Consider the following 11,260-nt stretch of genomic DNA (forward strand, 5'->3'; position numbering starts at 1 on the left):
TAAACGTGGACATGTCCCCCATGGTGGACTTCAGATCGGCTGAAGGCAAAGCTGCGTTCCATGCAATCGGGCTACCATGTCGCCATGCCCTCCTCGGCCAGTTCGCCTGACGACGCGGAACAGCGGCTTCGGCAGATCGAGTTGGTCACCGACACAGCGCTGGCCGAGCTGGAGCACGACGACCTGCTCCGCGAGATGCTGCAGCGCGTCAGCGACCTCCTCGACGTGGACACCGCGGCGGTCATGCGCTACGACCCGACCAGCGAAGTGCTGGTCGCGACCGCCGCCGTCGGGATCGAGGACGAGGTCAGCCAAGGCGTTCGACGCCACGTCGGCCCGGCTTTCGCCAAATCGATCGCGAGTGGATCCCGGCCCCTGCCCCTGGACAGCCGGGAGGATCCGTCCGTCCTGCAACCGGTGCTCCGGGAACACGGCATTTCGACCCTCATCGGCGTCCCGATGCTGGTCGGTGGCGAGGTCGTCGGCGTGCTGCACATCGGCACCTACGAAGAACGCCGGTTCAGCGACCACGACGTGCACCTGCTCCAGCTCGTCGCCGACCGCATGGCGCTGGCGATCCGCGGCCACACCACCCGTGCCGAGCTAACCGCGACCAGCGCCCTCCAGCGGAGCCTGCTGCCCACCCGGCTGCCCGCGGTGCCGGGGGTGACGCTCGACGCGCGGTACGTCTCGGGCTCCGGCCCCGGCGTGGGTGGTGACTGGTACGACGTGTTCACCCTGCCGTCCGGGCTGCTGGGCATCGTGATCGGCGACGTGGTCGGCAGCGGTCTCGCGGCGGCGATCGTGATGGGGCGGTTGCGCAGCGCGCTGCGCGCCTACGCCATCGAGACCGAGGACCCGGCCGAGGTCCTGCACAAGCTCGACCGCAAGGTCACCCACTTCGAACCGACCGCCATGGCAACGGTCGGTTACTCCATCTACGACCCCAGCACCTCCCAGCTGCGCGTCTCGCTGGCCGGTCACCTCGCGCCCGTGGTCGTCGAGCCCGGTCACAGCGGCCGGCTGGCACCGCTGCCGGTCGATCCGCCGGTGGGGCTCGGCGTCGCGCACCGCAAGCGCCGCACCAGCCTGCTCGAGATCCCGCCGGAGGGCGTCGTCTGCTTCTACACCGACGGCCTCGTCGAACGCCGCGGCAAACCGATCGACGACGGGTTGCAGCTGCTCTGCGACTCAGTCGTCCCGGAGCCTGCCAGCGCCGTCTGCACCACGGTCATGAACCGGCTCGTCGGTGGTGAGCCGCCGAGCGACGACATCGCACTGCTCACGATCAGCTGGTCCGAGGACCGTCGTTCGTGAGTCCGGCAGCGCTGCCCCTCGCCGGGTATCCGGTCAGTCGCGCGGCAGCAGCGGACCGAGCGGACCGAGGTCGAGGTTCAGGTCCTTCTCCGAGAGGTCGAACCGGTCGCGGAGCTCTCGCATGCCCTCGGCCAGCTTCATCAGGGCCAGCCCCAGCTCTTCCACCTGGTCGTCGTCGAGCTCTCCGCTCTCCACCCGCCGGAGCGCCTGCTTCTCCATCAGCTGGCGCACGAGTTCCACCAGGGTCAGCACCAGCCGGACCAGATCGCGCTGGACGGATTCGGAGTCGGTCTCGATCCGATGTGGAAGGCGCCCGGCGCCGGAACGTCGGCGGTCTCCCGCTGGACTACCCGTCATCCCCGGCCTCCAGCGCAGCGCACGTGCTCTCCTGGATGGAGCTGATGATCGCCCGCAGCGAGATCCTGACCAGGTCGACACCCGCCAGCGAGATGGTCACGTCACCGGTGACGACCACACCGCCGGCGAGCAACCGGTCCAGGAGGTCGACGAGCGCGATCTCCCGCATCTCGGCTGGGGAATCCCGGGAGTTCGGGACGATGTCCGCTGATGTCAACGGTTTTCCCCCTCGCGGATCTGCGCGAACGAGTAAGGCGGCCACGGCCCGGTCAGTTCGACGTCGAGCGCCGCGTAGTCGTCCGAAAGCCTGCGCACCGTCGCGGTGAACTCGTCCCCGGTGGACTTGTCGACGAGGTAGGAGCAGTTCAGGACCATCAGGCCCGCGTAGCCGGCCAGCTCCCGGTTCTGCGGCGGATGGCTGCGGCTCGCCCGCGCCAGCGAGCACAGTTCGGCGTGCACCTGCCCGGCCAGCTCGAATGCCGTGTTCTCAGCGTTCTGCCTGCTCTCCCGCTGTTCCTTGAGCTGGCGCAGGTACGAGGCCCCTGGCCCGGCAGCACTTTCCCCGCCCGCCTCGCTCGCGCCTCGCCGCAGCGCCGGGTCGTCGAGGTCCGCGCGGGCCTTGACGCCCCACTCGGCGCTGTCGTCGATGCTGTGCAGCACCTGGGAGAACTCCTCGGACCGCTCGGCCAGCACCTCGCGGACCCGGTCGTCGTGGAAGTAGACCGTGGCCAGCCCGAACGGGGCGGTGGTCGTCGTGGCCGCCGAGGTGAGGACGACGCGGTTGTGCGCGCGCGCAGTGGCCTCCAGCCACTCCAGGTCCTCCAGGTTCTTCCGCAAGGCCTCCGCACCGAACTCCGCGGCGTCCACCGAACTCACCAGCGCTGCGAGTTCGCCCTGCCGCACGAGGCGGACGGCCGACCCGGCGATGCCCTGCGCGCCCAACGTCGGTTCCGGGCCGGGATCGCGGACGATCCCGTACACGTAGGTCATCGAGTCAGCCACGGTCCTGCTCCTCGTCGGTGCCTGCCTCCAGCTCGGCCGGCTCACCGCCGAGCTCGCGCACCTGATCGCGCAGGCGCCGGTTCTCCACCGCGAGGTCGCGGTGTCCCGACGACAGGGTGGGATCGTGCTCCCACCAGTCGATGCCCATCTCCCGCGCCCGCTCCACCGAGGCCACGACGAGCCGCAGCTTGATCGTCAGCAGCTCGATGTCGAGCAGGTTCACCTGGATGTCACCGGCGATGACGATGCCCTTGTCCAGCACGCGCTCGAGGATGTCGGCGAGGTTGGCACCACCCGACTCCGACCGCGCGGGGGACACCGGGCGCGGGCTGTAGGCCATCGGAGCGCGCGAGTCGAACCGGTGCTGGTCCCCGCGGCTGTGCTCGCTCATCGCTGTTCGCCCTGCCCCCGCGCGTAGCGGTCGATGCGCCGGTAGGAGATCAGTTCCCCTTCTTCGTCGACCTCGGCCTCGTAGACGGCCATGATGTCGGTGGTGTTGGGGATCCGGTGCGCCTCGACGACCTCCACCGCCACCAGCCACCCCGTCTCCGAGCGCTCCAGCGAGGTCACTCCTTCGGTGTCCTTGCCGGTGAGGTCCCGCACCTGGCGCAGTGCGAGCTGGGCGATGTCGCCAGCTCTGAGCTCAGGACGCCGCCGTCGCGTCTCCCGATCTCCCTCCGCACCGCCGGAGCCCGTCCGCCGGGGTCGTCGTTTGCCGCCGCTCTGCTCGACATCCGCGTCCCGCGGTTCAGGAGGTGAACGGCGCCTGGGGCGTTCGTCCGTGCTTCCGCGGTCGCGGTCCTGGCTGCTCGGCACGGATCACATCTCCCCCGACTGCCGTCGGCGTTGTGCCTCGAACAACCTGTCCAGCCACTCCGCCTGGAGTTCATCGCGCTGCTGATCGGTCAGCTCGCCCGCCGCGTGCGCGTCGTCCACCGCGGCGAGCTCCCGCTGGATCAGCGCCGTGTCGTAGTACTGCGCCTCGGCGTGCTGCTTGAGGTGATCGATCATCCACACGACACCCCGCACGGGTGCCAGCGGGAGGGTGACGATGCCGGAAAGAAGTCCCATGATCACTCCTCGGGCAAGAAGTCGTAAGGCGCCAGCGGTCCGACCAGGCGCAGTTGAACGCGCCCGCTCCACTGGTCGCCGAGTGCGTCGACCGAGGCCTCGAACTCCTCGCGCCGCTCGCGTTCGACCAGCATCGCCACGTCGAACGCGTCGTCCTCGCCCCCGACGCTGCGCTCCGACGTCGCGACCACGCTGCCCGACACCGCATCGACCAGCTGCTGCAAGTCCAGAGCGCGCTTCTCGGTGACAGCGTTGGAGACCATCTCGCCCAGCTTCAGCCGCGCGTCGTAGCCCGCGTCCGGCGACACGCCCCGGAGCGACTCCCGAAGTTCTCTGATCGCGGGATCTTCTGCGACGATCTCGCGGATGTGAGCGGAGTCGAGGTAGCGGCCGCGCACGGCGAACTGGATCGTCCCGTCCAGTTGGGACAGCACTGCCTCGAAGCTCTCGGCGTTCGGCGCCAGCAGTTCGTCCACCACGGCGTCCACCGAGTTCACCACGGCGCCGAAGCGGATGGGCAGCACGGTGGTCTCCGCCGCGATGGCGTCGAGGACGTGCTCATGCGCGAGCAGGTCGTCCCGGGTGCCCAGCGGGCGGTTCAGGTGCACCTCGCTGATGGCGGCGGCGAGATCGCCGTGCGAAGCCGTCCTGACCGGCGTCTCCTCGTCACCGACCGAGGCGAGGTCGCCGGGTACGGCTCCCGAGGAGCGCAGGATGCCGTACACGTAGAACCCGCGCGTTCCCTCGGTCGGAACCGCCGCGGCGCCCTGCCCTCGTTGCGCGTCCGTCGTCATCGTTGCTCCCGCTTCCGGCCTCCGGACTCACGTCTGCGCACAGGTTCCTTCTCCTGCTCATCGCTTCCGCGGAATTCGTCGAACTTGTCCTTGGCGGCATCGATCATTCCCTTGGCCTTGCCCTCGACGGTGCGCTGGGTCATGCCCTCGGTCAGCTCCGTGAGGTCCTTGCCGCCCTTCTCGTCGAGGTCCAGCCGGTTGGTCGCTTCCGCGAAGCGGAGGTAGGTGTCCACCCCGGCCACCACAACACGGGCGTCGACGGTGATGATCTCGATCCCGACCAGCGAGACGCGCACGAACGCGTCGATCACCAGGCCCTTGTCGAGGATCTGCTCGACCACGTCGGCCAAGGTGCTGGACGGGGCCCGTTGGACCTGGCTGCCCCCGCCGCCCTGCGTGCTCGCGACGGTCATGCGATCACCTTCCCCGGCCTGACGTCGCCGTTGCTCGACGACGCCGACCTCGCTCTTGCTCGGGTTCCCGGTCCTCGTCCTCCGCGTAGTCCTCCTCGCCTTCCTCCTCACCTTCCTCGCCATATTCGTCCTCGTACTCGCCTTCTTCGCCTTCCTCTTCTTCGCCCTCCTCTTCGTCGCCGTACTCCTCGTCGCCGTACTCCTCCTGCTCCTCGTCCTCGTACTCGCCCTCCTCTTCGGCTTCGCCGCGTTCGCCCTCCTGCTCCTCCAGTTCCTCTTCCGCACCGTATTCGGGGGCGCCCTCGGCTTCTTCCTCTTCGGCCAGGGCGTCCTCGTGGGTCTTGACGACCTCCCGGTCGCGGATCTCACCGCGCCAGCCCTCGACCTCGTCCGGCGCCAAGATCGTCCGGGTCATCATGTAGCGCTTGATGTACTTGAAGTCCGCGCGGACCCGGCGGCCCTGCGCACGCCACATGTACGCGGTCTTCTCGAAGAAGCCCTGCGGGTAGTACTCGATGACGAGCAGGATCCGCGTCATGCGCGGAGCCAGCTCGTGGAAGGTCACGGAGCCGTCCACGGTGCCCTTCGCACCCGTGGAGGTCCAGACGATCCGGTCGTCGGGAACCTGTTCGACGATGGTCGCCTGCCAGCTGCGCTTGGAGAGGAAGATCTGCGCCTGCCAGTTGATCTTCTCGTCGGATTCCTGGTCCACGCTGAGGACTTTCTTCGTCATGCTGGGGAAGTCTTCGAACCTGGTCCACTGGTCGTAGACGACGCGACGCGGCAGTCCGATGTCGTTGTGCTCGATGATGTTGACGACCTTCGACTTTCCCTTCTTCCCCCCTTTGCCGCCCATGCCCAGTGCCCCTTTGAGCTTCTCCGCAGTGCCCGTGAACCCCGCCTTCAACGCCGACTTGACCGGGGAACCGCTCTTGGCCATTTCCTTGCCGCCGGTGACCGCCGCCATCAAACCCGCACCACCGTTCTCGGCCGACTCCGTCAACCGCTGGGTCATGTCTTCGACCTTGTCTCCGACGATGCCCACCGCGCGTTCCCCCGCCGACGTCAGCACCGCCTTGGCACCAGCCTTCAACGGTTCGAGCGGCACCTCCCGCAGCAAACCGCCCACCTTGGAGCCGCGGCCCTTCCCGGATTGCTCCGCCATGGTCACCACCTCAGCTCCGATCACAACTTCTTCTCAGTGGTGGAGGACCTGGGCTTCGGGCTCGTCGGCTGCTTGCGCTGGCCCAACGTCGTGGACCTGCGCCGGTTCCCCGCCTGGCCGCCCGAACCACCAGATGACTTGGTCGACGTGCTCGCCTCGTCCCGCTGGCTGGACCTCGAGGTCGTTGCGGGCTCCTCCTGCTTCCGCGCGGCCGAGCCCGATCGACTGCTGCCTGCCCCGGTTCGGCTGCCCGCCCGACCGGAGGAGGTGCGTTCCGATATCCGCTGGCGCTGCCTGCCTCGGGGCGGCTTGGTCGCCCGTTCTTCCTCGCCTTCCTCGGCCTCCGCCGGCTCCTCGGTGGACTCGGCTTCGGCGGTCTCCTCCGAACCCTTCGTCCGCCGCATCGCCCGCCTGCCGAGGTCCTCGGCGCCTCTCCCAACATCGGAAGCCCGTTCGCCGAGCTCTCCGACGGGCTCGCGCAAACCGGCCGCACGTTTCGTGAGGTTGTCGCCGAGCGTTTCGATCTTGTTGTTCACCGCCGCGATCGCCGCCGATTTGGCCGCCTCCAGCAACCGTTCCCGTGCGTCGCCGGTCAGCTTCTGCAGGGCTGGAGACGCCCTCACCAGCTTTCCGCCCATGGCGAGCATTTCCTTGGGGTCCGTGAATCGGCGGCCCGCCATCATGCCCGCAGCTGTGATGGCCAGCTTCATCTTGCGGCTGCGACCTAGGACGTATCCGACAGCTACCGCCATCGCGATTTGAGGTCCGGATTTCATGATCTGCTCCCCCTGTGCCTGAGCGATCCGGCGGGCCTGCCGCCCGCGGGGCGAACGCTCGCGCAACCGAGTGCGACCAGGAGACAGCGCGCCTTCCCTGCGCACCAACAATCGCCGTGTCTGCAACAACCGAATACGACGATTATGTTGCTAGGCTACCCTCGCTTCCCACCGCCGCACACCTTTAGCCATCGGCAAATCCGTGATCGGATCCGTGGTTTTCGCCGGGACGGAGATCGATTTTTCGGTCGGCACCTCGCCGCGCCTGACCGCCCCGAATTCCGGTGTCTCGCGAAGATTCTTCAGGTACGGCGCGCAACCGAGCAACAGACTGGCGCGAGGCACCAGCCGCTTTCGGCGCGCGGAGCGCGATCAGTCGAGCACGCCGGTCTCCCTGAGCTCCTCGTCCACGATCCCGCTGACCCAGCGCCGGAGGGGCGACGTGTGAGGCGCCGCGCGGCACTCGCACCGCGCTCCTTCCGCAACCGGCGCCACATCTTCCTCTTCCACCGGTTCAGAGCGGATCGTCAGGCCGCTCAGGGCACTCAGGGCACCCCGACCCGCCGCCAATGTCGCGACGTCCCGGGCCGGGTGCTCACTGCGAAGGCGGTCCAGCAGCAGCGCGTCACCGAGGTCGGCCGCCACCCGGGCCACCACGGCCAGCCGCAGCGGATCCGGGCCCGGCGCGAAGGTCATGGCCAGACCGGACACGATGTCCCGGGCGCCAATGCTGCGGCACAACGCAGCCATGCCCGGCGAAGTGCGGCCGGTCGCATCGGTGAGCCCGCATGGACCGGCGAGCGTGTCCGGGCGCAGCACGATGGTCGCCCCGAGTGCGGCTGTGCCGACTCCGAGCAGGCGAGGGAGCCAATTCATCATGGCGCACCCCCTTCTCCGAGGGCGCAAGAGCAAGCCAGTCCCGGGCGTCCTCGATCAATAGCTAACGGTGCCGGCCTGACCGGACCGGAGAACACCGCGCTCACCCACAGTATGCGCCCGTCCCCGCCATCGACGGGTTTTCCGAGGTCTCGCAACCGGACCCGGGGCTTCGTCCAACTTCTCCAGGCCGCCCATTCCGCGTTCTGGCGCCGCCGGCAACGGGATCAGCCCCCGAGTTTGCCTTCGGATCGCTCGGGAAACCGACGGAGAGCGGCTCAAGTGCAGACGGAGGAGGCGTTATGAACCCACCCGCGAGCGCTCAGCGCGTCGTCGTTGTCGGGGGAACGGGGAACATCGGTACCAGCGTGATCGAGGCCCTCGACCACGATCCCGCTGTCGGCACGATCGTCTCGCTCTCCCGCCGGGAGCCCAGCGGTGCAGGCGAGAAAATCCGGTGGGAGCGCGCGGACATCACGACGGACGACCTGGCGGCACCATTCGCCGAGGCCGACGTGGTGATCCACCTCGCGTGGATCTTCCAGCCCACCCACGATCCGATCACGACCTGGCGCAACAACGTGCTCGGCAGCATCAGGGTGTTCGAAGCCGCGGCCACCGCGGGCGTGCGGCACCTGGTGTACGCCTCCTCGATCGCCGCCTACAGCCCGGGACCCCACGAACGGCCCGTCGACGAGAACTGGCCCACGCACGGCTGGCCGGGCTCGGCCTACAGCAGGGAGAAGGCCTACCTCGAGCGCTACCTCGACGCCTTCCAGCTGCAGCACCCGGAGATGCAGGTGACCCGGATGCGCACCGCGTTCTGCTTCAAGCCCGAATCGGCCTCCCAGCAGCGCCGGCTGTTCATGGGGCCACTGGTGATCAACCGGCTCGTCAGGCCGGATCTGCTGCCTGCTCTGCCGACGCCCAGCGGAATGCGCTTCCAAGCGGTGCACAGCGATGACGTCGGCGAGGCGTACCGGCTCGCCGCGCTGTCCAGCAGCAGCGGTGCCTTCAACATCGCCGCCGAGCCGTTGATCGACACGCGGGTGCTGGGCGAACTCCTGGGCACGCACACGATGACGCTGCCGTCGCAGGTGGCGCGCGGCGCCCTGTCCACCGCGTGGAAGCTGCACCTCGTCCCCGCCTCGCCCGACCTCTTCGACGCCTTCCTCAGGCTGCCGATCATGGACACCTCGCGTGCTCGCGATGAGCTCGGGTGGACGCCGAGCCGCAGTTCGACCGAAGCCGTCGCAGACTTCCTCCGGGGTCTGCAGAAGGCCGAGGGCGGGAGCACACCACCGCTGCAGCGGCGCGCGCGAGGCGGACGTCTCCGGGAGTTCGCCACCGGCGTCGGTCAGCGGCAGTGATCGCCGGAGCAGCTTCGCGACTGGCTGCCGCCCGTGCCACGACCGAACGTGCGCTGCGCTAAACCTCTCCGCTGTCGCGGTTCGGTGCTCGGCCCGTTCCGCAGAAGACCGCGCCGGCCCGTTCCAGCACCCGCGGATCGACGAGGTTGCGCGTGTCGATGATCACCGGCTTCTCCGCGAGCCCGACCATCTGCGGCCAGTCGAGATCGCGGAACTCGGGCCAGTCGGTGAGCACCAGCACCGCCCCGGCCCCCTTCGCCACCTGGTAGGCGCTGTCCGCCAGAGCGATACCGGCGGGAACGCCCGGTTCGTCCCCGTGCAGCGCCGGGTCGAAGGCGATCAGATTGGCGCCGAGCTCGGCCAGCCGCTGCGCCACCGCGACCGCCGGGGAGTCCCGCAGGTCGTCGGTGCCCGCTTTGAAGGTCAAGCCCAGCATCCCGACGCGCACGCCGGTGACCGAGCCGCCGCACATCGCGACGACCTTGTCCACCACGCGCCGCTGGTGCCGCCGGTTGGCTTCGACCGCCGCGCGCACCAGCGGCAGATCCGCGCCGATGGCCTCGGCGGCGTGCAGCAGCGCGGCGGTGTCCTTCGGCAAGCACGAGCCTCCCCACCCCGGGCCCGGCCGTAGGAACGAGTTCTCGATCCGGTGGTCGTGGCCCATGCACTCGGTGATGCCGCCGATGTCGGCCCCGAGGCGCTCGCACAGCTCCGCGAGATCGTTCACGTAGGACAGCTTGGTCGCCAGGAAGCAGTTCGCCGCGTACTTGATCAGCTCCGCGCTGGCGGAGTCGGTGTGCACGGTCGGCGCCTCCAGTCGCGCGTAGAGCTCGGACACCCGGCGCGCCGCCGCCGCGCTCGCCGTGCCGACGACGATCCGGTCCGGGTTCAGGAAGTCGCGCACGGCGAGTCCTTCGCGGAGGAACTCTGGGTTGCTCACCACCGCCACGTCGCGCCGGTCCAGCAGTTCGGACAACCTGGCCGCCGTGCCGACCGGCACGGTCGACTTCGTCACCAGCAGGCTGTCCGCGGGCAGGTGATCGCGCACCTCCCGCACCGCGGACTCCACCTGCGCCAGGTTCGCGCTGCCATCGGGCGCCATCGGCGTGGGCACGCACAGGAAGACCGCTTCCGCGCGGCGCACGGCTGCCGTCGAGCAGTGGGTGAACTCCAGCCTGCCGGTGCGGATTCCCTCGCGCACCAGCTGCCCGAGACCCGGCTCGTGGATCCGGACCTCGCCGCGGGAGAGGCGTTCGACCTTGGTGCGGTCGACGTCGCAGCACTGCACGTGGTGGCCGAGCGACGCCAGGCAGGCCCCGGTGGTCAAACCGACGTAACCGGTGCCCACCACGGCGACCCGGCGGGCGGGGGGAGCTTCGCTTCGCTGTGCCATGTGGGCCTCACCCCGATCGGCGTTGACAGCTGAGGGCGCGCAACGTCGGTGGGGCGTCCGGCCCGGCCAACTCGCGCAAGCGATCGGCGCGGCCGCACTCGCCGGATTCGAGGTGATCCCCGTCGGCGCGGGTGAGCGGAACACCGATCCGCCGGTCCGTCCGGAGGCACTCGAGGACGCTTTCGACATCCGCGCCGACGGCCCGGCAGAGCAGGACCAGTTCCGCGAAGAACTGCCGCTTCACCGCGCACAGACCGCTTCGCGCCGGCCCGGTGAGATCGGCGGTGCGCACGTCGGTGTGCACGGTGGGGGCCGTGATCGCGGCGTAGACGTCGGCCACCGCGCAGGCGTCGGCCGGGTCGTCGGCGCCGATGACGATCACGTCGGGTGCCAGCAGGTCGTCGAGGCCCGCGCTCCCCACCGGGTTGCTGACCACGCCCGCCTCGTCCCGGCCGATGGCCGCGGCCAGCTCCGCGGTCGATTCCCACGGTGGCGCGCAGGTGTTCACCACGGTGCAGCCCGGCGGCACGCGTCCCACCAGCTCGGTGATCCGGCCTTCGTCCGGCCCGCACGCGAAGACGAGTTCGGCACGGGTCAGGTCGGCGTCGCACGAGCCGGGGACGCGCATCACGTCGTGGCCCAGCGAGGCCATCGCGGTGGCCACGACGCCGGCTGCCCGCCCCGCACCGCAGACCACGAGAGTGCGCCCGTCAGAACACATTCGCC

General features: G+C 69.4%; 15 protein-coding genes. 2 read left to right on the forward strand and 13 right to left on the reverse strand.

What is annotated here, in order from left to right; all coding sequences use genetic code 11:
- The first annotated feature begins 84 nt into the window (after positions 1-84).
- Positions 85-1,317, forward strand: coding sequence for a PP2C family protein-serine/threonine phosphatase (locus ATL45_RS37140; RefSeq protein WP_093160301.1), 1,233 nt, complete (start codon positions 85-87; stop codon positions 1,315-1,317).
- A gap of 33 nt (positions 1,318-1,350) precedes the next feature.
- Here ATL45_RS37140 and ATL45_RS37145 read toward each other — a convergent pair whose 3' ends face one another.
- The 11 genes from ATL45_RS37145 to ATL45_RS37195 form a co-directional block, all read right to left on the reverse strand.
- A complete protein-coding gene (locus ATL45_RS37145) occupies positions 1,351-1,674 on the reverse strand; it encodes a gas vesicle protein K (protein ID WP_093160246.1) in 324 nt (107 codons plus the stop codon).
- Complete coding sequence (locus tag ATL45_RS37150) at positions 1,664-1,843, reverse strand: gas vesicle protein (protein WP_093160244.1); 180 nt, start codon at positions 1,841-1,843, stop codon at positions 1,664-1,666. The genes ATL45_RS37145 and ATL45_RS37150 overlap by 11 nt, the downstream gene beginning before the upstream one ends.
- A gap of 44 nt (positions 1,844-1,887) precedes the next feature.
- Positions 1,888-2,676: a GvpL/GvpF family gas vesicle protein gene (locus ATL45_RS37155; protein WP_093160241.1), complete on the reverse strand. Its 789-nt coding sequence runs from the start codon at positions 2,674-2,676 to the stop codon at positions 1,888-1,890.
- A complete protein-coding gene (locus ATL45_RS37160) occupies positions 2,669-3,016 on the reverse strand; it encodes a gas vesicle protein (RefSeq protein WP_093160299.1) in 348 nt (115 codons plus the stop codon). The genes ATL45_RS37155 and ATL45_RS37160 overlap by 8 nt, the downstream gene beginning before the upstream one ends.
- Positions 3,017-3,063: 47 nt before the next feature.
- The gene (locus ATL45_RS37165; protein ID WP_093160239.1) at positions 3,064-3,492 is read right to left on the reverse strand and encodes a gas vesicle protein GvpO; all 429 of its coding nucleotides are present in this window, start codon (positions 3,490-3,492) and stop codon (positions 3,064-3,066) included.
- Positions 3,493-3,495: 3 nt separating this feature from the next.
- Positions 3,496-3,747: a gas vesicle protein GvpG gene (locus ATL45_RS37170; protein ID WP_093160236.1), complete on the reverse strand. Its 252-nt coding sequence runs from the start codon at positions 3,745-3,747 to the stop codon at positions 3,496-3,498.
- Positions 3,748-3,749: 2 nt separating this feature from the next.
- Complete coding sequence (locus tag ATL45_RS37175) at positions 3,750-4,541, reverse strand: GvpL/GvpF family gas vesicle protein (protein ID WP_093160234.1); 792 nt, start codon at positions 4,539-4,541, stop codon at positions 3,750-3,752.
- Positions 4,538-4,954: a gas vesicle protein GvpJ gene (gene gvpJ / locus ATL45_RS37180; RefSeq protein ID WP_093160231.1), complete on the reverse strand. Its 417-nt coding sequence runs from the start codon at positions 4,952-4,954 to the stop codon at positions 4,538-4,540. The genes ATL45_RS37175 and gvpJ overlap by 4 nt, the downstream gene beginning before the upstream one ends.
- A 4-nt stretch (positions 4,955-4,958) precedes the next feature.
- On the reverse strand, positions 4,959-6,119 hold the full coding sequence (locus tag ATL45_RS37185; protein WP_246025757.1) for an SRPBCC family protein: 1,161 nt from the start codon (positions 6,117-6,119) through the stop codon (positions 4,959-4,961).
- Between the two features lie 20 nt (positions 6,120-6,139).
- Positions 6,140-6,961, reverse strand: a complete 822-nt coding sequence (locus tag ATL45_RS37190; protein ID WP_143121790.1) for a hypothetical protein — start codon at positions 6,959-6,961, stop codon at positions 6,140-6,142.
- 306 nt (positions 6,962-7,267) lie between these two features.
- Positions 7,268-7,714 (reverse strand): hypothetical protein, encoded by a 447-nt coding sequence (locus ATL45_RS37195; protein ID WP_143121789.1) that lies wholly within the window; start codon positions 7,712-7,714, stop codon positions 7,268-7,270.
- A gap of 359 nt (positions 7,715-8,073) precedes the next feature.
- On the opposite strand from ATL45_RS37195, the gene ATL45_RS37200 reads away from it, so the two are divergent.
- Positions 8,074-9,141: an SDR family oxidoreductase gene (locus ATL45_RS37200; protein WP_093160224.1), complete on the forward strand. Its 1,068-nt coding sequence runs from the start codon at positions 8,074-8,076 to the stop codon at positions 9,139-9,141.
- Positions 9,142-9,199: 58 nt separating this feature from the next.
- Here ATL45_RS37200 and ATL45_RS37205 read toward each other — a convergent pair whose 3' ends face one another.
- Positions 9,200-10,534, reverse strand: a complete 1,335-nt coding sequence (locus ATL45_RS37205; protein ID WP_093160221.1) for a UDP-glucose dehydrogenase family protein — start codon at positions 10,532-10,534, stop codon at positions 9,200-9,202.
- Between the two features lie 7 nt (positions 10,535-10,541).
- Positions 10,542-11,255, reverse strand: coding sequence for a UDP-glucose 6-dehydrogenase (locus ATL45_RS37210; protein WP_143121788.1), 714 nt, complete (start codon positions 11,253-11,255; stop codon positions 10,542-10,544).
- Positions 11,256-11,260 lie beyond the last annotated feature (5 nt).

The organism is Saccharopolyspora antimicrobica (assembly GCF_003635025.1).
GTDB lineage: Bacteria > Actinomycetota > Actinomycetes > Mycobacteriales > Pseudonocardiaceae > Saccharopolyspora > Saccharopolyspora antimicrobica.